This window comes from Pseudomonas sp. zfem002 (genome assembly GCF_032621685.1).
Taxonomy (GTDB): domain Bacteria; phylum Pseudomonadota; class Gammaproteobacteria; order Pseudomonadales; family Pseudomonadaceae; genus Aquipseudomonas; species Aquipseudomonas japonica.
In genome coordinates, this window is sequence record NZ_JAVYJH010000012.1 from 148167 (window position 1) to 170578 (window position 22412).

At 66.5% G+C, this 22412-nt stretch carries 18 protein-coding genes; 5 read left to right on the top strand and 13 right to left on the bottom strand.

Annotated features, from left to right (window positions below):
- Positions 1-2 precede the first annotated feature (2 nt).
- Entirely contained in the window at positions 3-926 is a 924-nt protein-coding gene (locus RTI28_RS15605) for a LysR family transcriptional regulator (protein ID WP_316921274.1), read from the bottom strand.
- Positions 927-1011: 85 nt separating this feature from the next.
- On the opposite strand from RTI28_RS15605, the gene RTI28_RS15610 reads away from it, so the two are divergent.
- Together RTI28_RS15610 and RTI28_RS15615 are read left to right on the top strand one after the other, a co-directional pair.
- Positions 1012-1935, top strand: a complete 924-nt coding sequence (locus RTI28_RS15610; RefSeq protein ID WP_316921275.1) for a carbon-nitrogen hydrolase family protein — start codon at positions 1012-1014, stop codon at positions 1933-1935.
- Positions 1936-2083: 148 nt separating this feature from the next.
- A complete protein-coding gene (locus tag RTI28_RS15615) occupies positions 2084-4021 on the top strand; it encodes a DUF262 domain-containing protein (RefSeq protein ID WP_316921276.1) in 1938 nt (645 codons plus the stop codon).
- A gap of 19 nt (positions 4022-4040) precedes the next feature.
- Here RTI28_RS15615 and RTI28_RS15620 read toward each other — a convergent pair whose 3' ends face one another.
- From RTI28_RS15620 to RTI28_RS15630, 3 genes are all read right to left on the bottom strand, one after another.
- Positions 4041-4514, bottom strand: coding sequence for an OsmC family protein (locus RTI28_RS15620; protein ID WP_316921277.1), 474 nt, complete (start codon positions 4512-4514; stop codon positions 4041-4043).
- A 121-nt stretch (positions 4515-4635) separates the two neighbouring features.
- Positions 4636-5763, bottom strand: a complete 1128-nt coding sequence (locus RTI28_RS15625; RefSeq protein ID WP_316921278.1) for an HlyD family secretion protein — start codon at positions 5761-5763, stop codon at positions 4636-4638.
- Positions 5760-7415, bottom strand: a complete 1656-nt coding sequence (locus RTI28_RS15630) for an MFS transporter (protein ID WP_316921279.1) — start codon at positions 7413-7415, stop codon at positions 5760-5762. The genes RTI28_RS15625 and RTI28_RS15630 overlap by 4 nt, the downstream gene beginning before the upstream one ends.
- A 571-nt stretch (positions 7416-7986) precedes the next feature.
- On the opposite strand from RTI28_RS15630, the gene RTI28_RS15635 reads away from it, so the two are divergent.
- Both RTI28_RS15635 and RTI28_RS15640 read left to right on the top strand, forming a co-directional pair.
- Complete coding sequence (locus tag RTI28_RS15635) at positions 7987-9078, top strand: MBL fold metallo-hydrolase (RefSeq protein ID WP_316921280.1); 1092 nt, start codon at positions 7987-7989, stop codon at positions 9076-9078.
- 83 nt (positions 9079-9161) lie between these two features.
- Entirely contained in the window at positions 9162-10541 is a 1380-nt protein-coding gene (locus RTI28_RS15640; RefSeq protein ID WP_316921281.1) for a diguanylate cyclase, read from the top strand.
- Positions 10542-10588: 47 nt separating this feature from the next.
- On the opposite strand, the gene RTI28_RS15645 is transcribed toward RTI28_RS15640, so the two are convergent.
- Positions 10589-10903, bottom strand: a complete 315-nt coding sequence (locus RTI28_RS15645; RefSeq protein ID WP_316921282.1) for a hypothetical protein — start codon at positions 10901-10903, stop codon at positions 10589-10591.
- 112 nt (positions 10904-11015) lie between these two features.
- Positions 11016-12152 (bottom strand): cationic peptide resistance protein CprA, encoded by a 1137-nt coding sequence (gene cprA, locus RTI28_RS15650; protein ID WP_316921283.1) that lies wholly within the window; start codon positions 12150-12152, stop codon positions 11016-11018.
- 422 nt (positions 12153-12574) lie between these two features.
- Between cprA and RTI28_RS15655 the strand changes: the two genes are divergently transcribed.
- On the top strand, positions 12575-13714 hold the full coding sequence (locus tag RTI28_RS15655) for a glycerate kinase (RefSeq protein WP_316921284.1): 1140 nt from the start codon (positions 12575-12577) through the stop codon (positions 13712-13714).
- A 1-nt stretch (position 13715) separates the two neighbouring features.
- Here the strand turns inward: RTI28_RS15655 and RTI28_RS15660 are convergent, their stop codons facing one another.
- The 7 genes from RTI28_RS15660 to RTI28_RS15690 all read right to left on the bottom strand — a co-directional run bounded on the left by RTI28_RS15660 (position 13716) and on the right by RTI28_RS15690 (position 22301).
- Entirely contained in the window at positions 13716-14663 is a 948-nt protein-coding gene (locus RTI28_RS15660; RefSeq protein ID WP_316921285.1) for a site-specific integrase, read from the bottom strand.
- Positions 14664-14745: 82 nt separating this feature from the next.
- Entirely contained in the window at positions 14746-16902 is a 2157-nt protein-coding gene (locus RTI28_RS15665; protein WP_316921286.1) for a TonB-dependent receptor, read from the bottom strand.
- 73 nt (positions 16903-16975) lie between these two features.
- Entirely contained in the window at positions 16976-17395 is a 420-nt protein-coding gene (locus RTI28_RS15670) for a DUF2946 domain-containing protein (protein WP_316921287.1), read from the bottom strand.
- A 190-nt stretch (positions 17396-17585) separates the two neighbouring features.
- On the bottom strand, positions 17586-19211 hold the full coding sequence (locus tag RTI28_RS15675; RefSeq protein ID WP_316921288.1) for a methyl-accepting chemotaxis protein: 1626 nt from the start codon (positions 19209-19211) through the stop codon (positions 17586-17588).
- Between the two features lie 163 nt (positions 19212-19374).
- The gene (locus RTI28_RS15680; RefSeq protein WP_316921289.1) at positions 19375-20670 is read right to left on the bottom strand and encodes an FAD-binding oxidoreductase; all 1296 of its coding nucleotides are present in this window, start codon (positions 20668-20670) and stop codon (positions 19375-19377) included.
- Positions 20671-20710: 40 nt separating this feature from the next.
- Complete coding sequence (locus tag RTI28_RS15685; RefSeq protein WP_042130184.1) at positions 20711-21133, bottom strand: RidA family protein; 423 nt, start codon at positions 21131-21133, stop codon at positions 20711-20713.
- A 34-nt stretch (positions 21134-21167) separates the two neighbouring features.
- Entirely contained in the window at positions 21168-22301 is a 1134-nt protein-coding gene (locus RTI28_RS15690) for a tyramine oxidase subunit B (RefSeq protein ID WP_316921290.1), read from the bottom strand.
- Positions 22302-22412 lie beyond the last annotated feature (111 nt).

A 22412-nucleotide genomic window follows, 5' to 3' on the forward strand; every position in this document is an offset into this window, starting at 1 on the left:
GCTCAACCTGGCGCGAGCAGGTCGCTGTCCTTGAGGTCGGCGATCACCTCGCGTACCAGCTCCAGGACCAATTGGATCGCCGGGTCCCGCGCACTGTCAGCGCGCCAGCCCAGCTCCACGGCGTAGCGCGGCAGGTCGAACGGGCAGGGCAGGCAATGCAGCTGACCGAAGCGCGCCAGGGTCCGGGCGGCGTGGGTCGGCAGGGTGGCGATGCAATCGCTGCCGAGCAGCAGGGCCGGCAGCGCGGCGAAATGCGTGGTCGAGGCCTCGACCCGCCGGCTCAGCGACTGTGCCGCCAGCACCTCGTCGACCACCCCGACATAGCCGCCGGACGACACCAGCACATGGCCCCGGCGCAGATAGTCGGCGCGATCGAGGCTGCCCGGCAAGGCACTGACGCAGCTGTAGCCGCCGCTGGCCAGCAGCTGTCGGCTCAGGCTGCGGGAGGCGATGGCGCCGGCGGTCAGTGCCAGGTCGATCTGGCGGCTCATCAGGGCATCCGCGGCGAGCATGCTGTGGGTTTGCCGAAACAGCAGGCGCAGCCCGGGCGCGCGTTCCTTCGCGCGATCGATGAGGCGGCGGCCGATGGCCAGCTCATGGTCGTCGGACAGGCCCAGGGCCACGGTGCGGCCGTTGAAGGCGACGTCCCGGGCGCTGACCAGCAGCAGGCTCTGCCGGCATTTCTCCAGCGCCGCGGCGATCACCGGGCGCAGTTCCTCGCTCTTCGCCGTCGGCCGCAGGCCGCGGCCGGTGCGTTCGAACAGGTGATCGCCATAGACCTGGCGCAGGCGGGCGAGGGCGGCGCTGACCGCCGACTGGGTGACGCCCAGGCGGATCGCGGCACGCCCGGCGCCGCCTTCCTCGTACAGGGCTTCGAAGACTTTCAGCAGGTTGAGGTCCAGCGACCAGATATCGATTTGGCTCATATCAGATGGGGTGCGCACTGAATTGATTGATAACGCGACGCCCGCGACTATGCCTCAATCCACCCACGACACGCGAGACAGACCCATGCCTACCTCCATCGTTGCCGCCCTGCAGATCGGTTCCCGCCCAGAGGGCAAGGCCGCTACCCTCGACGCGATCCTTACCTACGAGGCCCGGATCAAGGCCGCCGGTGCCGGGCTGGTGGTCATGCCCGAAGCCCTGCTCGGCGGCTATCCCAAGGGCGAGACCTTCGGCACCTATCTGGGCTACCGCCTGCCCGAGGGCCGCGAAGCCTTCCAGCGCTACTACGAAAACGCCATCGACGTCCCCGGCGCCGAGACCGACGCACTGGCCGCGCTGGCCCAGCGCACCGGTGCCCACCTGGTGCTCGGGGTGATCGAGCGGGCCGGCAATACCCTGTACTGCACCGCGTTGTTCTTCTCGCCGCAGGACGGGCTCATCGCCAAACACCGCAAGCTGATGCCTACCGGTACCGAACGCTTGATCTGGGGCCAGGGCGACGGCTCGACCCTGCCGGTGCTGGACACCCCGGTGGGCAAGCTCGGCGCGGCGATCTGCTGGGAAAACCATATGCCGCTGCTGCGCACGGCGATGTACGCCAAGGGCGTGCAGGTCTGGTGCGCGCCGACGGTGGACGAGCGCGATGTGTGGCAGGCATCGATGCGTCATATCGCCCATGAAGGCCGGCTGTTCCTGGTCAGTGCCTGCCAGGTGCAGGCGTCGCCGAATGCGCTGGGCATCGAGGTGCCGCACTGGGACGCCGACCGCCCGCTGATCCAGGGCAACAGCGTGATCGTCGGGCCACTGGGCGAGGTCCTGGCCGGACCGCTGCGTGGCGAGGAAGGGCTGCTCACCGCGCAGATCGATCTGGAGGAACTGGTGCGGGCGCGCTACGACTTCGACGTGGTCGGCCACTATGCGCGGCCGGACGTGTTCTCGCTGGTGGTGGACGAGCGGGCCAGGCACAGCGTCGAGTTTCGTCCTTAAGTCTCGCTGGACTTGGCATTTTCGGTCATGCAGAGTGGCGCACCGGGCGTGATGGCCATTTGATTTTTTGTTCGCGCACCTGCTGCGCCACGCGCAGTGCATGACTTATGGATGACAAGGAGACGTAATGTCGAAAAATGGATTTGGCATGCAGCTGCTTGCTCTGCCGGATATCTTCTCGGGCCATTTCTTCACCATTCCCGACTACCAGCGTGGCTACTCCTGGGACAAGAGACAGGTCGAGGAACTGCTCAAGGACATCGATCACCTTGTGCGTGATCGTTCGACGTTGCGCCACTACACCGGCACCCTGGTGCTGAGTCGTCCCGAGGGCAGCACCGAGGAGTTCAATGTGGTCGACGGCCAGCAGCGCCTGACGACCCTGGTGATCGTTCTGCAGCAGTTGGGCAAACGCCTGCAACCCGCCGAGCGAGCGGCGTTCATGGAGCGCTACCTGCGCCGCGGCGGTCTCGGCAACGAGCGCTATGTCCTCCGGCTGAACGCCGATACGCGGACGTTCTTCGAGCGGGTGGTGCTGGAGGAAGGCAACACGCAGAAGTGCCCGGCGACGCTGGAGGCCCATCAGCGCCTGCTCGCCGCCAGGGAGCTGGTCGCTGCCTGGCTGGATGCCCGGCAGCTGGACGGCATCCCGCTCGACACGCTGCGTCAGGTAGTGGAAAAACGCCTGGGGTTCCTGGTGTATGCCCCTGACGAAGATGCCGAAACCGGCATCATGTTCGAGGTCATCAACAACCGTGGCAAAGCGCTCAGCGAACTGGAGAAGGTCAAGAACTACCTGATCTACTGCAGCGTCAAGCTGAGTGCCAGGAGCCTGCGCCAGGACATCGATCGAGACTGGTCGGCCATTCTCCAGGCGTTGAATGCTGCGGGCAAGACCTCCAGCGGTGACGAAGGTGGCTTCCTGCGTTACTGCATGGTGGTCCATTTCAAACTGAACAAGACCGACAGCCAGTACGGCTACGACGAATTGAAGAAACGCATCGACCTCGACCAGGTGTCCGGCTCGCAAGCCTCCAGGGAGCTGGCGATAGAACGCATCAAGGCGTTCGTCGATTTCATGCAGGCCGCTGCCCTGTGGTACCAGCGACTGTATGCCCCGGACCATCGCGAGGTCGATGCCAGCCTGGTGGAGACCCTCGACCAGATCAGGGCGCAGGGGCGCCACGCCTCGATCATGCCGCTGTTCCTGGCCCTGGTGATCAAGCTGGACGGCAAGGGCGAGCGGTTGTCGAAGTTGCTGCGTCTGCTCGAGATCCTCAACTTCAGGGTCTACATGGCGCGGGGCATCATGGCGCGCAACGACCGCGGCCAAGGCGATCTCTATCGGCTGGCGGCGCAGTACTACCACGGTGCGCTGCTCGACCAGATCGACGAGAGCGAGCGCAGGATCGGCAAGGCCACGGTCGAGGATGACGAGGATGCGCTGGAACTGCTGCTGGTTCGCTTCGTTCACCTCCATGCTTCGGAGAGTCGTTTCAGGGCGTCGTTCCTGCTGGACGCGGACAGCCCCGACGATTTCTATCGCTGGCCCGGGTTGCGCTATTTCCTGATGAGCTACGAAGCCAGGCTGCAACCGAAGAAGACCATCCAGATCGACAAGATCCTGCTCGGCGTGCAGGAAAGGAAAACGGCGGACTATCTCTCGGTCGAACATCTGTGGGCCACGGAAAACCGCGCCGCGCCCGGTATGAACGACCGCGCCCAGGATTGGTATCAGCGGCGGCGACTGGGGAATTTCGCGCTGTTGGAACTGCGTCTGAATATCCAGGGCTGCAACGCCGACCTGGAGAGCAAGTTGCCGCGCTACCTGTTCGGGGCGGGGGAGGAGCCACCGACCGACCTTCAGCAGGTGCGCAAGATGGGACGCGACGCCTCGGAGGTCTTGCAGAGCCTGGAGAAGCGTCGTCGGACCCTCAACTACTACCTCGAACTGCATGACGCGCTGAACAACCGGCAGGAACATCGTTACATCGAGTTCGCCCTGTCGCGCTGGTCCTTGAAGGGCTACCTGGGAAACCTGAGAGCCTTGCGGGAGTCTCGTGAGGTGGCCGAAGAAGAATACTGAGGCGCAGCGCTCGAGGCTGTCAGGCCAGGGCGAACTGCGGTTGGTGCTCGACCGGGAAGTTCACCGAGCGCGCGATGAAGCACTTCTGGTGCGCCAGCTGGTGCAGGGTACGGGCCTTTTCCAGGTCCGCACCCGCCGCCAGGGTCACCTTCGGCCGCAGTACCACCGAGGTGAACTGCCCGGCACCGTTGGGCTCCTCGACCATCTCGCCTTCGGCATGGTCTTCATAGCCCAGCACCACGATCCCGGCCTCGGCGCACAGGCCGATGTACCAGAGCTTGTGGCAGGCCGACAGCGAGGCGAGCAGCAGGTCTTCCGGGTTCCAGCGCGCCGGGTCGCCGCGAAAGGCCGGGTCGGAGGAGCCTTCGATCGCCGGCTTGCCTTCGGCCTGGATCAGGTGATCGCGGCTGTAGCCGCGGTAGGACGCGGTGCCGCTGCCCTGGTTGCCGGTCCAGGTGACGGTGACGGCGTAGTGGTGGGATTTTTCGGCCATGGGGGTTCGTCCTGAATGGGCTGGGAATGGCCGAGGTTACGCCGGCTCGCGGTGCGGTGGAACATGCAGGGCGGGAAACGGCCGAGTGCGCTGCTGCACCTGTCACGGCAAGCACAAAGATTCACTCCCGCGTATCGATACTCACCACCACCGACATCCCCGGCCGCAGGCGCCTGGCCTCCGGCTGGTCGGCATCCACGATGATCCGCACCGGAATGCGCTGGGCGATCTTGACGAAGTTGCCGGTGGCGTTGTCCGCCTGCAACAGGGCGAACTCCGAGCCGGTGGCCGGGGAGATCTGCTGCACATGGCCGTGCAGTTTCAGGTGGTTCAGGGCATCCACGCTGAACGTCACCGGCTGGCCGATGCGCACATTGGCCATCTGGGTTTCCTTGAGGTTGGCGATCACCCACAGGGTATCCGGCACCAGCGCCATCAACTGCGCACCGGAATTGACCCAGGCACCGAGGCGGGTGCCGATCTGCCCGAGCTGGCCGTCGCGGGGGGCGGTGACGCGGGTGTTGTCGAGGTCGATGCGGGCCAGTTCCAGCGCCGCCTTGGCATTCTCCACCGCGGCGTCGAGGGCGGCGCGGTTGACGATCACGCTTTCGCGGTCCTGGCGGGCGATCTCCAGGGCCGCCCTGGCCTGGGCCAGGCTGGCCACCGCGGCGGCATGGCTGGCGCGGCTGACATCGAATTCGCGCCGGGACACCGAACCATCGCTGACCAGGTCCTGGTTGCGTCGCAGATCGGCGGCGCTTCTCGCCGCCTGGGCCGCGGCATCGTCGATCGCCGCCTGGCGCTGGGCGATCACCGCCTCGGCACTGTTGCGCTGCTGCAGGTTGTTGGCCAGCGCCGCCTGCTGCTGTTGCAACTGCGCCCTGGCCTGGGCCAGGCGCTGGGTGTAGATGCGATCGTCGAGGCGCACCAGCAGGTCGCCGGCCTTGACGAACTGGAAGTCATGCACCGGCACTTCGACGATATAGCCGGCCAGTTGCGGGCCGATGATCGTCACCTGGCCACGCACCAGGGCGTTTTCCGTGCTTTCGATGGCGCTGCCGAACGGCGGCAGGCGCCAGGCGTAGAGCACCACGAGAATGCCGACGATGGCCACGGCGGCGAAGCTCAGGGTCGACAGCCAGCGCACCCGGCGCGAGCGCAGCGGGCTGTCCGGTTCACTGGGCGGAGTGACGCCTTCCGGGGTTTCGGCGATGGCGGTGGTGGTGGTCGAGGGCATTTCCTGGGTCATCGGCTCGGCGCGTCGCTTGGGGTGGTGGTGATCGCGGCCTGGCGCGCAAGGTAGCGCAAGCGCAGGCTGCGGATGAAGATCCAGAGCATGGTCAGCACGGCGATGGCGCCGATCAGCATGAATACATCGTTATAGGCGAGGATGTTGGCTTCGCGGGTGGCGGCGTTGGCCAGCAGGCGCAGGCCCACCTCGCCACGCAGTGCCGGGTCGGCGATGACCCCGGCGTAACCGCCGCCACCCCCCTGGACCCGGGCGTTGACCAGGGGCTCCAGGTAACTGAGCTGTTCCACCAGGTGGCTGGAGTGGAATTTCTCCCGCACCGTCTGGAAGGTCCCGAGCAGGGCCGCGCCGAGCAGGCCGCCGAGGTTGTTGCAGATCCCGAACATCACCGAGAAGCTGACCAGGTTGCGCGGATTGGCGCGCACATGGCCGATGCCCATGGCCATGCACGGGCCGAGGAAGAAGGTACTGCCGAAGGCCAGGAGGAACTGGCTGAAATACATCTGCGCCGGACGGGTCAGGTTGCTCGACGCGCTGTCCATGAAGGCCCCGCAGGCCATCGCCGCGAGGGAGATGAACAGCGGCAGCACGAGGTGCTGCGGGTTGATGGTCAGGGCGCTGCTGGCCAGACCCGCCGCCGCGCCCAGGAGCATGACCCAGTACAGGTTGCGCATCTGCTCGCTGCCCAGGTTCAGCGCCTGGAGAAAACCCACGGCGCCGGTGGACTGCTCCGAGGTGACCATGCGGATCAGCACCACGCACAGGGCCAGACGGACGATCGCGCCACTGCCCAGCCAGCGGGTCATCAGCAGCGGGTTGACGCGGTTGTGCTCGATGGCCAGGCCGCTGCACACCAGGGCGATGGAGGCGGCCAGGGCCACGCCGATCCAGGGCGCGTCCAGCCACCAGTCGATGCGCCCCAGGGACAGCACGGCGCAGAGCAGGGCGGTGCCGCTGGCCATCAGGGAGAAGGTGAGGAAGTCCAGCGGTTCGAAGGTCTTGAAGCGATCGCCCGGCGGCAGCTTGAGCAGCAGCACGCAGCCCAGCGCGGCCAGGGCCAGGCCCAGCTCGAACAGGTACAGGCCGCGCCATTCGGCGATCTGCAGCAGGTCTTCGGAAAACACCCGGGCCAGCGGCACCGCCAGTTGCGAGGCGCCGAGGCCGAGGACCATGGCCTTGAGCCGCCACTGCGCCGGGAAGGCCTGGATCATGTAGTACAGGCCCAGCGAACTGAGGGCCGCGCCGACCATGCCGTGGGCGGCGCGCACGGCGATCGCGGAGTTGAGGTCGTTGACGAACAGGTGGGCGAAGGTGACCAGGGCGTAGAGCACCAGGAACACCTCGGTGAAGGCGCGCAGGCCGAACTCCTGGCGGAACTTCACCAGCAGCAGGTTCATCGACACGTTGGTCATGACGAAGGCTGCCGGCAGCCAGGCCATTTCCGCGCTGGTGGCGCCGAGCGCGCCCTGGAGGAAGGGCAGGTTGGCGGTGACCAGGGCGTTGCCCAGGCCGCCGGTGATCGCCACCAGCAGGCCCACCGCGCCGTAGGCCAGACGCTTGCCCGGCGCGTGCAGCGGCGTCGAGGGCGAGCCGGGCAGTGTCGGCTTTTCGTGGGGGAGCCACTGGCGTGGGGCGTATTTGTCGGTCGGCAAGGTCGGGGGTACCTGGGGAGCGTGGGGAAAACTGTACGCGAGGTGTGGGGGGAAGAACATCCGGCAGTGTCATGAAGGCCGTGGAGCTTAGTCTGGCGGGAAACTGCGTCAAGACTTCCAGGTGCCTGTCTTGAGTCCTGCAGCGCCCTTGAGATCGAGCGCCGCCCGCGCGGCGCATCGCGGATGAATCCGCTCCCACATTTGTTGCAACGTACCTATGCCTGACAGGCCATGGTTGACCGCCTTGTTGGTTCGACGCGATACCCAGTCGAGTCCAACAGCCTCCCCGCGATGCATCGCCGAAAAAACAAAGGCTGACAACTCAAATCCCACAGGCCATGGCGCGTTGCAACAAATGTGGGAGCGGGCGGAGCCCGCGATGCGCCGCGCGGGCGGCGCTCGATCTGGAGACCGCTGCAAGCCTCAAGCCAGGCACCTGGAAGTCTTGATGCGCGCTAAATTGCCTATTCCTCCAGCGTCCTTGTCCGATCCGCGCAATTCATCCCGGTTCACTTGAATCAGCGCACAACCGGCGTAGATTGGGCAATCCTTCCCCCCAGGACACCCGATCTTGAAACTCCCCCCGCTGCTGCGTGCGCCGATCGCCAATCATGACCATTCGCCCCAGGCCCGGCAGGGACGCTTTCACAACCTCACGCCGCGCCCGGCCGACTCGCCCGAACCCAATGCCCGGGTGATCTGGAACCTGCTGTTCAACAAGCCGCGCGCCACCGTGCCGCGTGTCGCCTTGCCGGTGCAACCGCTGAGCCGCGCGGCGCTGGACGCCGCCGCCGATGGCAGCCTGTTCCGCCTCGGCCATTCCACCGTGCTGTTCAAGCTGGAAGGCGGCTGGTGGTTGACCGACCCGGTGTTCTCCAAGCGCGCCTCGCCGTTTTCCTTCGCCGGGCCCAAGCGCTTCCACGAGCCGCCGATCAGCCTCGCCGAGCTGCCGCCGATCCGCGGGGTGATCCTCTCCCACGACCACTACGACCACCTAGACCGCGCCACCATCCGGGTGCTCGCGCCCAAGGTGGAGTTGTTCGTAACCCCGCTGGGCGTCGGCGACCGCCTCCTGGCCTGGGGCGTGCCGGCGGCCAAGGTACGCCAGTTCGACTGGTGGCAGGGCATCGACGCCGGCGGCCTGCGCCTCACCGCGACCCCGGCGCAGCACTTCTCGGGACGCGGTCTGCGCGACGGCAACCGCACCCTGTGGTGCTCGTGGGTGATCGAAGCGCCGCGCCTGCGCCTGTTCTTCAGTGGCGACACCGGCTATTTCGACGGTTTCGCCGAGATCGGCCGGCGCTTCGGCCGGTTCGACCTGACCCTGATGGAAACCGGCGCCTGGAACGAGCACTGGCCCTATGTGCACATGCACCCGCGGCAGACCGTGCAGGCCCATCTCGACCTCGGCGGCCACTGGCTGCTGCCGATCCACAACGGCACCTTCGACCTGGCCATGCACGCCTGGTACGAGCCCTTCGAGGCGGTGCTGGAGCACGCCGCCGAACACGCGCTCAGCGTGACCACCCCGGGCATGGGCGAGCGCCTCGACCTCTATGCGCCGCAGCCGGGCCAGCGCTGGTGGCGTGAGGCGGTGGCGGCGGAAAGGCTCGCGCAGACCCAGGGCAGCCCGCGTTGCGGCTGCCTGCATGAAGGGCGTTGATCGAATACCGCGAGGTACTTCAAAGACTTTCATGTTCGTCGTGCAATAGAATGCGCGGCTGCTGAACTGAAAATAGGCCAGACATGCCCAGCGTTTCTCCAGAACTACAAGCCAGGGAATGGCACAGCCTGGTTGCGCAATTCCCCCGCGCCCTGACCCGAGCCCTGCAAAGCCTGGTCGAAAGCCACAAGGCCACGCTCGCCGCGCGCTTCTACGAACATATGCTGGCGGACCCGAACGCTTCGCTGATCCTTTCCCACGATGAAGTCAAAAGCCGCCTGGGCAGCTCGATGCAGGCCTGGCTGGTGAAGGTCTACTCCGCCAGCGCCGAGGACGACTTCCTGCCCCTGGTGGCCCTGCAGAAGCAGGTCGGCGAGGTGCACGCGCGCATCGACGTGCCGCTGCACCTGGTGCTGAGCGGCGCGCGCCACCTGAAAAAGCAGTTGTTCCAGCTGATCGTCGAGCAGGGCTGGGCGGCCGAGGAACATGCGCAGATCCTGCGCCTGTCCAGCGAAACCATGGACCTGGCCATGGAGATCATGAGCCATGCCTACAGCCGCTCCCATGACCGCAACTCGCGCAACGAGGAAGGCTATCGACTGTTCTCGGTGCTGCAGAACATCACCACCGAGCGCGAGCGTCAGCGCGGTGCCTTGCTCGACTGGGAGAACAGCCTGATGTTCGACCTGGCGATGGGCTCCAGCGGCGTCAACCTGCCGCGCCTGGCCACCTCGGACTTCGGCCTGTGGTTCCGCCACAAGGGCGCCTATGCCTTCCAGAACACTCCGCAGAGCGAGCAGATCCTGGGCATCGTGCGCAACATGGACGACGAGCTGCTGCCGCAGTTCCTCGCCGCCGGGGAGGAACTGCGCATGGCCCTGCTGCGCGAGATCCGCGACCAGACCAAGAGCCTGATGTTCAACCTCGACAGCCTGTTCAACACGGCGAACGAGCTGGAAAGTGGCCGCGACGTGCTGACCCGCATGCTCAACCGCAAGTTCCTGCCGGTGGTGATCGGCAACGAGATCACCATCGCGCAGAAGAGTGCCCAGGGCTTCTCGGTGCTGGCGGTGGACATCGACCGCTTCAAGTACATCAACGACACCTTCGGCCACGATGCCGGCGACCTGATCCTGCAGCAGACCGCGGAAATCCTCAGCAGCCACAGCCGTGCCGGCGACTACGTGTTCCGCATGGGCGGCGAGGAGTTCCTGATGATCCTGGTCGACATCAACCACGCCAACGCACTGAAGGTCGCGGAAAAGCTGCGCCGCCAGGTCGAGGCGGAACCGCTCAATCTCACCGAAGGCCGCCGGCACCCGGTGACGGTGAGCATCGGCGTGGCCACCTACAACGGTCACCCGGACTACCAGCACCTGCTGCGCCAGGCCGACCAGGCGATGTACCAGGCCAAGCAGGGCGGGCGCAACCGGGTGGTGTCCTACGAGGCCGTCGCCGGCTAGACGAAACAGGCCGCGGCGTGCTCGCGGCCTGGCAGTCGAGGGTGTACTCAGAGATGCCTGAGCATGCCCTCGACCTGCTGCCGCTCCCACTGGCTCATGAACTCCACCGGGTTGCTCCCGTAGGGATGCGCGGCATCGAAGATATAGGCCTCGCCCGCGGGGCTGTAGCAGCGGTCGCAGTGCCCCAGGGCATCGCCATCGTTGTAGAGGGTGAAGACCCAGCCATCCACTTCCACGGTGAGCAGGCCGTTGCGCACCTGCGTCCAGTTCTGCTCACCGATGCGTCGCATCGGGCGGATGCCCTGGGCGATGTCACGAAGAATCTGGTAGGCCTCGCGGGGTGTCAGGGATCGGGTATTCAAGATGGGCGGGTATCTGGCGAAATTCGCCGGCTAGGGTACCGCAGGGCATGGCCGAATTCACTCGCTATTGCACGTCCGTCCCATCCGTCCGGCGGAAATATCCGCGACCTATCTATTTGAAATCCCACTGCATTTGCGTGGCGATGCTGACGCCGCTGGAGGAACGCACGCAGACATCGAGGTAGTCGGTGAAGCGTGGCGGCAGGGCGATGCCTTCCTGCAGCAGGCGGCTGTTGTCGAACAGATAGTTGAGGTCGGCGAAACCGCTGTACAGGCGCAGCGCACGCAGGACCAGGCGTGGATTGGCCGGGCCGATGCGCGAGGCGAAGCTGCCGGCGAGGGACTTGAGATCGTCCACGCCGATCTTGCGATAACGCTCGCCCACCGGTGCCGCGCCATTGGCCTGGGCAAAGGCGCTGTCGATCTCGGCGAAGGTGCAGGCGGCATGATGGCCGGCGGAGATGTGATAGAGGTTGTGCTCCAGCCCGGGTTTCAGTGCCAGGCCGATCAGCGCTTCGGCGCAGTAGTCCACCGGGATCACGTCGATCCGTTCATCCAGCCCGCAGGTGAAGCTCTCCAGGGCGAAGCCCATGCGGAACACCCAGAAGATGCTGCCGGACGCCTGGCAACCCAGGGTGCGGTGCCCGACCACGATGGAAGGGCGCGCCACCACCAGCGGCAGGCTGGGTAATTCCTCGCTCAGGCGACGCTCGATTTCCGCCTTGGACGCGGTGTAGTCCACCAGTTGTTCGTCTTCCTGCGGAAAATCCCAGGATTCGCTGATTGGCGAGGTCTGTTGCGGGCCGCAGCACATGGCGGTGCCGACATGCAGGAAGCGCTTCAGGCGTTTGGAGCGGCTCATCAGCGCCGCAAAGGCGAAGGTGCCTTCGACGTTGACCGGCCAGATGCTCGGGTTCTTCGAAAAGGACGCTACGGCGGCGCAGTTGATCACCCGTTCGATCTGCATCAGGCGCGGTGTCTCCCGGGGCAGCCAGGCGGTATCGAGGAAGTCGCCGCAGATGATCTGCGTGGCCTCCAGCGCCAGGCACCGCGGCTCGCCGACGCCATGCTGGCGCAGGTTGTCGCGTACGCGCAGCAGCCCCTGTTCGCGGGTTTCGGCACGCACCAGAAAGGCCAGGTTGGCGCCGTGGCCCGCGGCGAGCAATTGCGCTGCGACCGCACCGCCGAGAAAACCGGTGGCACCGGTCAGCAGGATGCGTTCGTTGCAGGGGATAGGGGCGGCTTGCATGTGCACAGGTTTCCTGGAAAGAGTGGCTTGCCCATGGTTCATGGCCTTGTGCCGGAACATCTGGATTAACCGGGATAGTCGAAGAAGTTGCATCGTTTCAGGCGCCGGGGCAGCGTCCGCGGACAGGTTTGGCGGGCACGGCCCTCTGCCGCCGGGTCCTGTATCCGGCGGGCTTGCGGGGGAATGAAAGGAGCGATTCATGATCTCCGGCGGCCGCCGGCGGTTCAATTAAACAGCGGGGGCGTTTGGGTGAAACTATCTTAATCGGTGCTTCATGAAGGCCCGCCGCGGGCCGCTGGAGCGTCGGCAAAGAGCAGTACTTGTCCAACTGAACAAACAAGCCCCCCGCGTCTTGTGCACTCGACAGAAGCCGACCCGCGCAACAACTGGCAGGATGCTGGCATCTGCAACAGGAGCCCTTCATGAAAATCGTCATCGCCCCCGACTCGTTCAAGGACAGCCTCAGCGCCGAAGGGGTGGCCGCGGCCATCGCCAGCGGTATCGCCGCCGTGCTGCCCGAGGCGCAACTGCTGTGCTGCCCGATGGCCGATGGCGGTGAGGGCACCATGGAAGCCATCGTCGCCGCCTGTCACGGCGAGCGGCGCACGCTGGCGGTCCGCGGGCCGCTGGGCCATGAGGTCAGCGCCCACTGGGGCTGGCTCGCCGGGTCGCGCACCGCGATCATCGAAATGGCCCAGGCCAGCGGGCTGCAACTGCTCGAACCGAGCCAGCGCGACGCCTGCCGTACCAGCAGCCACGGTACCGGCCAACTGATCGGCGCGGCGCTGGATGCCGGCGCCGAGCGGATCATCCTCGCCATCGGCGGCAGCGCCACCAACGATGCCGGCAGCGGCATGCTCCGCGCCCTCGGCCTGCGTACCCTGGATGCCCAGGGCGCGGAACTGGAGGAGGGCGGCCTGGCCCTGTGCAACCTTGGCCGCCTCGACGCCAGCGGCCTCGATCCGCGCCTGGCCGGGGTGCGCCTGGAAGTCGCGGCGGACGTCGACAACCCGCTGTGCGGCAGCAATGGCGCCTCGGCGATCTTCGGTCCGCAGAAGGGCGCCAGTCCCGCCCAGGTCGAACTGCTCGACCATGCCCTGGGCCATTTCGCCGATCACTGCGCGCAACTGCTGGGGCGCGACGTGCGCGACCTCCCCGGTTGCGGCGCCGCAGGCGGCATGGGCTTCGCCGCCAAGGCGTTTCTCGACGCGCAGTTCCGTCCGGGAATCGAGGTGGTGGCGGAGCTGGCCGGCTTGGACAGCGCGGTACAGGGCGCCGATCTGGTGATCACCGGCGAAGGCCGCTTCGACGCCCAGACCCTGCGCGGCAAGACGCCTTTCGGCGTGGCGCGCATCGCCAAGCGCCATGGCGTGCCAGTGCTGGTCCTGGCCGGGACCCTGGGCGAGGGCTACCAGGCACTGTACGCACATGGCATCGATGCCGCGTTCGCCATCGCCAGCGGGCCGATGAGCCTGCAGCAGGCCTGTAGCGATGCCGGCGAACTGCTGGCGGCCCGCGCCGGTGATATCGCGCGGTTGTGGCAGGTCGCCAGGGGCATCTGATTCACTGCGGCAGACGCGGCAGTAGCGGAGAAAGCAGTTCCAGTTCGCCGAACGAGGCGCTGGCGTCCACGTAGCGCAGCGCCGACTTCACATCGCGCCAGCCGACATGGCTCATCAGCGCCTTGGTGTCCCAGCCGCTGGCCGCCGCCCAGGTGGCGAAGCCGCGGCGCAGCGAGTGGGCGCTGTAGAGGTCCGCGGGGACGCCGGCGTCGGCGAAGATGCGCCGCAGCAGGGCGATCAGGCTGCCGCTGTGCAGCGCCTCCTCGCCCAGGTTGCCCCAGCGATCCAGCTTGCGGAACAGCGGCCCGTGGGCAATCCCGGCGATGCTGATCCATTCCAGGTAGGCCTGTACCGGGCACAGGCGCTTCAGCGCCGGCATGCGGTGAGTGACCCCGTGTCCCTGGCGGTCGCCCTTGCTGCGCGGCAGGTACAGCTGCATGCCGCCACCGGCCTGGGCCTGGATATGCTCGACGCGCAGCCGCGCCAGTTCATCGCCACGAAAACCGCGCCAGAAGCCGATCAGCAGCAGCGCCGCATCGCGCCGGGCGCGCAGCAGATCGGCCAGGCGCTGTTCGCGCCGGGCCTCGTCGGCGCAGCGTTCGAGATGGCTGACGGTCCGTTGCAGGTGTTCCAGGCTCAGGGCCGCGGCCTGGCGTTCCTGCACCGGGTGCAGGGCGCGGATGCCCTTGAGCATCTGCCTCACCAGCGGCGCCTTGGTCGGGTCGGGAAAGCCCTGGCTGAGATGCCACTGCGCCAGCGCGGCGAGGCGCTGGCGCAGGGTATTGATGGAGTGTTCGCCGGCGAAGTCCGCCAGGTAGCGGGCGATGCTGTCGGCGCTGGCGGGCAGGAAGCCGCCCCAGGTCACTTCGAAATGCTCGATGGCAGAACGGTAGCTGCGTCGCGTGTTGTCGCGGACGGCGGCCTGCAGGTACTGGTCGATCTTGCTCATGGACGAAGAGGCTATGCCGATGCGGGGTGGCAGCGAGTTTAGCGTCTCGCCGTCCACCCTGCCTATGCCGGCGTCTGGCCGATCAGAACTTCCAGTCCAGCGCCACTTCCAGGCTGCGCGGCTCGCCCAGGTAGTACTGGGTATTGCTCTGGTGAATGAAGCTCGCATAGACCTCGTCGGTCAGGTTGCGCAGGCGCGCGCTGACCTTGGTGTGCCTGTCCAGGTCATGGCTCACGGATACACCGTACAGCGTGTACGACGGCACCCACATGCTGTTGGCGGTATCGGCGTACACCGAGGCGACGTAGCGCGCATCGGCGCCAACCTGCCAGCCGGGGGCGACGTCATAGGTCAGCCACAGGTTGGCGGTGCGCTCGGGAATGTTCACCGGGGTCTTGCCCTTGCGCGAGTACACCACGCCGCCAATGGTCTCGTTGAACTCGTCGTACTCGGCGCGGACCCAGGCGAAGTTGCCGGAGGCCAGCAACTGCTCGGTGATCTTGAACGAGGCCGCCAGCTCGATGCCGGTGGAGGTCTGCTGGCCGGCCTGTTCGGTGACGTTGGCGCGGGTCGAGGAGGGCACCGAGATGTTCTTGCGCACGATGCGGTAGGCCGCCGCGGTGGCACTGCCGCGACCGTCGAGGAAGTCGAACTTGCTGCCCACCTCGACCTGCCGGCCGCGGCTCAGGTCGAAGTCACCGACCTGGCTGATCGACGCACTGGTCAGGGCGCCGCCCGGTGGTTCCGCCGAGGTGCTGTATTGGGTGTAGAGGCTGAGGTTCGACGTCAGGTCGTAGACCAGGCCAAGGCGTCCGGTGATCGCATCCCAGCGCCGGTCCAGCCCGGTGCGCGCGACATGATCGACGACATCGAAGTCGATATGGTCGTAGCGCAGCGCACTGACCAGCGCCAGGCGGTCGGTCAGGCGGGTGCGGTTCTCGACGAAGGCCGACGAGGTATCGGTGGTGGTGCTGCGGCCCTTGGCGCGTGGCGCGGCCATCCCCGGGATATCGAGGAAGTGCCCCGGTTCGAAGGCGCCCGGAGCGACCGTGTCGAAGGCGCCCTTGGACAGCGGGTAGTTGGTCTGCCGGTTGTGGTTGTAGTCGAGGCCGAAGGCCCAGTCGCTGGCCAGGCCGAACAGCTCGCCGAGGTGGGTCAGCTCGAGGCGGTTGCCGTTGACTTCCTGGTCGTGGCGCTGGCGATAACCGCTGGAACGCAGTATCGCGCTGTTGCCGGCGTTGTAGCGGTAGGCCTCGAGGTTGCGGTAATCGCGCTGGCCTTCGTAGTGGTAGAAGGTGTTGCGCAATTGGGTGTCGTCGCTGAAGCGGTACTCGGTGATCGAACGCAGCCAGCGGGTGCGCTGCTCGTAGCGGCCGTCTTCGACGTTGTAGTTGTTGAAACGCTGGTGCTTGTCGATGTGCAGCGTGCCGGACAGCGGGCGCAGCACCGGCGTGCCCCAGTACGGGCTGTCTTCCTGTTCTTCCAGGTATTCGATGGCCAGGGTGTGGGACAGGCGCTCGTTGAAGTCGCTGAGCAGGGAAAAGGCCAGGTTGCCGGCATTGTTTTCCTGGCGATCGATATAGCCGTTGCTGCCGGTGCGGCTGTAGTCCAGGCGCGCGTAGTGACGTGGGCCGTCACCCTGGTTCAGCGCCTGGTTGATGCCGATGGCGGTTTCCCGGGTGTCGTAGCGGCCATAGCTGACCCGGCCTTCGAAGCTGTCCGCCTCGCGGCTGGCCAGGCGCGTGACCATGTTCAGGCTGCCGCCGACCGCGCCGCTGCCGTTGAGGAACGAGGACGGCCCGCCGAGCAGTTCGACCCGGTCGTAGATCCAGGCCCCGACCGGTCGCGCGGCCGAGCCATATTGCAGGTTGATGCCGTTGAACAGTTGGGCGATCTGCGCACCGTTGAAACCGCGATAGGCGACATAGCCGCCCAAGCCTGGCGGTGCCGAGGCGTTGACCCCGGGCAGGGCGTTGGCGGCGTCCTGGAAGGTGCGCGCGCCGATGCTCTGCATGGTCGCGCGGTCGGCGACGCTGACCGAGGCGGGGTTTTCCCGCGGGCTCAGGTGCAGGCGCGAGCCGCTGTCGATGGGGCGATCGAGGTCGAGGCGGGTGCCCTCGGCGGGCGTATCGCCGCTGGCGGTCACTTGGCTGGCGGGCAGGGTCAGGCTGTCGTCCTGCGCCCAGGCGCAGGTAGTGGCGCTGCTGATCAGCAGCGCCAGGGTGGTCAGGCGAAACATGCAAAGGCTTCCTGGCTTGATTTGGATAGGCTCGCGCGACCCGCCCGGTTAAAGGCAGGCAGGCGTAGCGATGTCAGATCACAGCGACGGAAGCGGGGGAGGCGCGCGGGTTGAGCCTGGGCCACTGCTCGCGGGGCAGGGGCAGCAGGTGGTCGGGGTCGAGCAGCAGGGTCTCGGGCCAGAAGCGCGGGAACAGGTGCCGGACGTATTCGCCGGGCAGCGCGGCGTGGGCGGCATGGCCGCAGCAGCAGTCGCCGCTTTGCACCTTGCTGCTGGTCTGGCCGTCGAGTTCGGGCAGTTCCGCCTTGAGTTGCGCCAGCAGGGATTTGGGCAGGCTCTGCACGCCGTGGAGGGTACAGAAGCTGCCGAGAATCAGTGACTGGTTATCCACGGTGGGCGGGCGCAAGGCACGGTCGAGCGGCATGGCCAGCAGATTGAACAGCACTGCGAGGCATGCGAGCAGGATGATGTGGGTGCGCAGGCGTGAAAGCATGGAGTAGCCCGAGGCGAGAGGCGGGCATTAAGCCGGATCACATGGCCTTGTGCAATCCCTGCAGGCCCTTTTTACCGACGCGATCCCCGTAGGAGCGTGGCTTGCCCGCGAAAGGACCGCGTAGCGGTCCCAATTCGGCGGAGACTGGATTGGGCCTGCTGTGCAGGCCTTTCGCGGGCGAGCTGCGCTCCTACACCTTGAACTGCGCCACCATCCCGTTCAGCTCCACCGCCAGGCGCGACAAGTCCTGCGCCGCGGCGCTGGTCTGGTTGGCCCCGGCCGAGGTCTGCAGCGACAGATCCCTGATGTTCACCAGGTTGCGATCCACCTCGCGGGCCACCTGGGCCTGCTGTTCCGAGGCGCTGGCGATCACCAGGTTGCGCTGGTTGATCGAGGCGATGGCTGCGGCGATCAGTTCCAGCGCCTCGCCGGCGGCGCGGGCCACGTCGAGGGTGCCGCTGGCACGCCCCTGGCTGCTCTGCATGGCTTCAACGGCGCGGCCGGTGCCGCTCTGGATCTCGGCGACGATCTGCTCGATCTCGCCGGTGGACTGCTGGGTGCGATGGGCCAGGGCGCGCACTTCATCGGCGACCACGGCGAAACCACGGCCGGCCTCGCCGGCCCGCGCCGCTTCGATGGCGGCATTGAGGGCGAGCAGGTTGGTCTGCCCGGCAATTGCGCCGATCACGTCCATGACCCGGCTGATCTCGTTGGCACTGGTCGCCAGCTTCTCGATATCCCCCGCGGTGCCGGTCACCTCGTGCACCAGCAGTTGGATCGAGTGCAGCGCCTGGTTGACCCGCTCACGGCCATCGCGAGTGGTCTGGTCGGCTCCTTTGGAGGCATCGGCGGTGCTCACCGCATTGTTCGCCACGTCCTCGACGGCAGCGGTCATCTGGTTGACGGCGGTGGCCGCCTGGTCGATCTCGGCGCTCTGCTGGTGCAGGCCGCGGCTAGTGTCCTCGGTCACCGAATGCAGTTCTTCCGAGGCCGAGGCCAGTTGATCGGACGAGGCGCTGATCCGCGCCAGGGTCGAGCGCAGGCTGCCCTGCATGCGCTTGAGGGCGCCCAGCAGCAGGGCGGGTTCGTCCTTGCCGGCGGCCTCGATGTCGCGGGTCAGGTCGCCGGTGGCGATACGCTCGGCCACGTCCACCGCCTCGGCCAGCGGCACCACGATGCTGCGGGTGAGCAAGGTGGCGATGACGGCCAGCGCGAGCATGATCAGCACCAGGGTGCTGATGATCAGCAGGAACGACTCCTGCGAGGCATCGGCGCTGCGCTGCGAGGCCTTCTCGGCACCCTCGGCGTTGTACGCGACCAGGGCACGCAGCGCCGCCTGCATGGCGTCGGTGGCTTCGCCCAGTGGTCCGTTGATCAGTTGCCGGGCGTTGTCCAGGCGGTTGTTCAGCACCGCGTCGCTGACACTGGCCTGGATCTGCGCATAGTGCTCGCGGGCGCTGACGAAGGTGTTGAACAGGGTGCGGTCCTGCGCCTCGAAGATGGTTCTTTCGTAGGCGTCCAGGGTGTCCTTGAGGTTCTGGTTGAGCTGTTCGGCACGCTTGAGGGTCGCGGCGCGGGTTTGCGGCTGCTCTTCGAGCAGGCTGCGCAGGGTCATGGCGCGGGCGCGGTTGACGTCGGTGCCGACCTCGCCGAGGGACACCACGGCAGGCAGCCAGGTCATGCGGATTTCAGTGGACGCCCGGTCCATCTGCCGGGTCTCGTAGAGCGATATCAGGCCGAGCGCCAGAACCAGTAGGCCGAGCAAGGTAAACATGGCGGCAGCGCGCTTGCCGATTTTGATTTGCCTGAACTGCATGGAAACTCCTTGGGAAACGGCTGAAGCCTTCGTTCGATGATGTCGTATTGACATCGTTCCCAAGAGTACCGCGAATTGTTGACTGAATGGGTCGGAAAAGTGATTCGTTTCAGCCCCTTAAGCCAAAGCCCTGGCCGGAATCCCGGGCAGGGCTGCGCAAACCTTAAGCCAGACGCTCGAAACGATAGGGCGCGGGGTCGATGATCGGCGTATCGCCGGACACCAGGTCCGCCGCCAGGTGCCCCGCGGCCGGCGAGGTACCGAAGCCATGGCCGGAGAAGCCGGTGGCCAGGGTCAGGCCGGGCAGGGCGGCGACCGGGCCGATCACCGGGTTGGAATCCGGCGTCACGTCGATGGTCCCGGCCCAGGCCTGGGCGATCTCGGCTTTCTCGAACACCGGCCAGGCCGCGCGCAGGTTGCGCAGGGCGTCACCGTTGAGCGTGGCATTGGCTGCCGGGTCGGTGACCCGCACCCGTTCGAACGGACTCACGCTGTCGGCGCTCCAGCGCCGGGCCAGGGCCAGGTCGTTGAAGAAGTACTTGCCGAAGGAAATCTTCAGGAAGTCGCGCTGCGCTTTCAGTTGCGGCAGGTAGCGGCGGCCGAGCAGCAGGTGATCGAGGGTGAGGAAGGCGTCCAGCTTGCCGCGCTGGGTGATGATGAAGCCGCCGTCCTTGTGCTTGCGGAAGGAGAAGTCCGGGGCGCCGACGGCGGTCTCGGTCGGGCCTTCCATGGGCTGGGTGCGCAGCACCGAACAGACCAGCGGCAGGGTCGGCAGGTCGATGCCGTGGTTGCCGAGAAAGCGCCGCGACCACAGGCCGCCGGCCAGCAGCACCTGCTCGCAGCGAATCTCGCCGCGCTCGGTGACCACCCCGCTGACGCGCCCGCCGCTGGTCTGCAGGGTGCGCACCGCGCAGTTCTCGAGGATCACCGCGCCCTTGGCCATCGCCGCTCTGGCAATGGCGCTGGAGGCTAGCGTCGGTTCGGCGCGGGCATCGGACTGAGTGAAGATGCCACCCAGCCAGTCGCCCTTGCCGCCGGGCACCTTGTCGGCGATTTCCCGGGCGCTGAGCAGACGTGTATCGAGGTCCAGGTGCTCGACACTCTTCAGCCAGTTGGCATGCATGTTCATCTGCGCTTCGTTGCGCGCGATGAACATGATCCCGGCCTGGCGGTAGCCGACATCCGCGCCGACCCGCTCCGGCATCTGCGCCCACAGGCGATCCGCGGCCAGGGCCAGGGGGATATCGTCGGCGTGACGGCTGGTCTTGCGCACCCAGCCGAGGTTGCGCGACGACTGCTCGCCGGCGATCCGGCCCTTTTCCAGGACCACCACGGGAATCTTGCGCTCGGCAAGGGTCAGGGCGGCGGTCAGGCCGATGATGCCGCCGCCGATGATCACCACGGTGGTCGCGGGCGGCAGTTGCTGCTGGGTCTGTACGGGGTCGATGGTCGGCGACATGGAGTGCTCTGCGTTGGCGCGAAGATGACGGCTCAGGGGATCACTGGCCGAGGTTGATGTACACGGCCTCGGCCTTGGAGGCACCGCGGTAGGCGGTGACTTCCAGCTCGACCTTGTAGACCGTCGAGCCCAGTGGTGGGCAGGTCACGGTGCTGGCCGGGTCGATGCCGCGGAACTTGCCGCCGATGAAGTCCATGACCTTCGGCACATCGGCCGGGTCCTGGATGAACACCCGCGAGCAGACCACGTCGGCCAGGCTGGCATCGACCGCGGCCAGCGCCCGCTCGATGTTCTGGAACACCTGCTCGGCCTGCTCGATCACGTCTTCCGGGATCAGCTTGGTGTCCGGGTTGCGCCCGGCGGTGTTGGATACGTAGATCCAGTTGTCGACCACCACCAGCCGCGAGTAGCTGGCTTTTTCTTCGAAGATGGAACCGCTTTTGACCTTGACGATCTGGGTCATGGGGATTGCCTCGTATCTAGGTAAAGGAAGGGGATCAGCTGAGGACCGGGGTGTCCCACAGGTTGAGCTTGACGCCGATGCCCAGCTCGACGGCCTTGCGGTACACCACGGTGCCCCAGGCCAGGTCTTCCACCGGCATGCCGCCGACCGACATCAGGATGATTTCCTCGTCGTTGAGGCGGCCCGGCGCGTCGCCGGCGATGATCTTGCCGATGTCCTCGACCTGCTCGGCCGAAAGTTTTCCTTCGGCGATCATGTCCATGTAGCGCACGCCCACCAGCGGCACGTAGTTGTGCGCGGGCTTGGGCAGCTCTTCGAACCAGGCCTGGTACAGGCCGGTGTTGTCGACCACCTTGCGGATATCGTCCTGTTCCATGCCCTCGCAGATGCTGCAGGGGGCCGGCATGGCGAGGAAGGCGCCGGGCTTGACCCACTCGCGACGGACCAGCGGGTACTTGCTCGGGTCGCCGACTTCACCGGTGCTGCAGTAGGTGACCAGGTCGGAATCGCGCACCACTTCTTCCAGGCTGTCGACCACCTTGATGGTGGTGATCTGCGGGTAGGTCTGCTTGACCCAGGTGATGAAGCTGTCGAGGCTGCGCTGGCCGCGGCCCTTGATCTTGATGGTGTCCACCAGCGGGCAGGCGGCCATGAACGCGGCGACGGTGGTCTTGCCCATCACGCCGGGGCCGAGCAGGCCGATGACTTTCGAGTCCTTGCGCGCCAGGTGGCGGGCGCCGACGCCGGGAATCGCCCCGGTGCGGTAGGCCGAGAGCAGGTTGGCCGACATGTAGGCCAGTGGTGCGCCGCTGTCGGCGTCGTTGAGGGTGAACATCAGGATCGAACGCGGCAGGCCTTTCTCGCGGTTGGCGATGTTGGAGCCGTACCACTTGCAGCCGGAGGTGCGGAAGTTGCCGCCCAGGTAGGCGGGCATGGCCATCATGCGCCGGTCAGCGGTGGGCTTGGGCATGTGCGGGAACGGCGAGTTCTCCGGGAAGGTGATCATCGCGCCGTGGGAATCGTTGTTCGGCCCGGCCATGCGGTAGTCGCCCTGGTACAGCAGCCCGAACATTTCCTCCATGGTGTCGACGCAGGCCGGCATGTCGGTGACACCGGCGCGGATCATGTCCTGCTCGGAAAGGTAGATGAAGTCGATTTTTGTAGTCATGGGGCGATCTCGTGGTACGGCGGGCATTTTTGGATGGTCGACGAGGACGGGCGACGTCTCTGCATCGTTGCTTTCGCAGGCGTCCGGAGGGACTGGGGGAAGTTTTACTAA

Bases quoted from the DNA above. Each gene is read 5' to 3' on its own strand.
- RTI28_RS15605 (WP_316921274.1), bottom strand. From the start codon at position 926: ATGAGCCAAATCGATATCTGGTCGCTGGACCTCAACCTGCTGAAAGTC.
- RTI28_RS15610 (WP_316921275.1), top strand. From the start codon at position 1,012: ATGCCTACCTCCATCGTTGCCGCCCTGCAGATCGGTTCCCGCCCAGAG.
- RTI28_RS15615 (WP_316921276.1), top strand. From the start codon at position 2,084: ATGCAGCTGCTTGCTCTGCCGGATATCTTCTCGGGCCATTTCTTCACC.
- RTI28_RS15620 (WP_316921277.1), bottom strand. From the start codon at position 4,514: ATGGCCGAAAAATCCCACCACTACGCCGTCACCGTCACCTGGACCGGC.
- RTI28_RS15625 (WP_316921278.1), bottom strand. From the start codon at position 5,763: ATGACCCAGGAAATGCCCTCGACCACCACCACCGCCATCGCCGAAACC.
- RTI28_RS15640 (WP_316921281.1), top strand. From the start codon at position 9,162: ATGCCCAGCGTTTCTCCAGAACTACAAGCCAGGGAATGGCACAGCCTG.
- cprA (WP_316921283.1), bottom strand. From the start codon at position 12,152: ATGCAAGCCGCCCCTATCCCCTGCAACGAACGCATCCTGCTGACCGGT.
- RTI28_RS15655 (WP_316921284.1), top strand. From the start codon at position 12,575: ATGAAAATCGTCATCGCCCCCGACTCGTTCAAGGACAGCCTCAGCGCC.
- RTI28_RS15660 (WP_316921285.1), bottom strand. From the start codon at position 14,663: ATGAGCAAGATCGACCAGTACCTGCAGGCCGCCGTCCGCGACAACACG.
- RTI28_RS15665 (WP_316921286.1), bottom strand. From the start codon at position 16,902: ATGTTTCGCCTGACCACCCTGGCGCTGCTGATCAGCAGCGCCACTACC.
- RTI28_RS15670 (WP_316921287.1), bottom strand. From the start codon at position 17,395: ATGCTTTCACGCCTGCGCACCCACATCATCCTGCTCGCATGCCTCGCA.
- RTI28_RS15675 (WP_316921288.1), bottom strand. From the start codon at position 19,211: ATGCAGTTCAGGCAAATCAAAATCGGCAAGCGCGCTGCCGCCATGTTT.
- RTI28_RS15680 (WP_316921289.1), bottom strand. From the start codon at position 20,670: ATGTCGCCGACCATCGACCCCGTACAGACCCAGCAGCAACTGCCGCCC.
- RTI28_RS15685 (WP_042130184.1), bottom strand. From the start codon at position 21,133: ATGACCCAGATCGTCAAGGTCAAAAGCGGTTCCATCTTCGAAGAAAAA.
- RTI28_RS15690 (WP_316921290.1), bottom strand. From the start codon at position 22,301: ATGACTACAAAAATCGACTTCATCTACCTTTCCGAGCAGGACATGATC.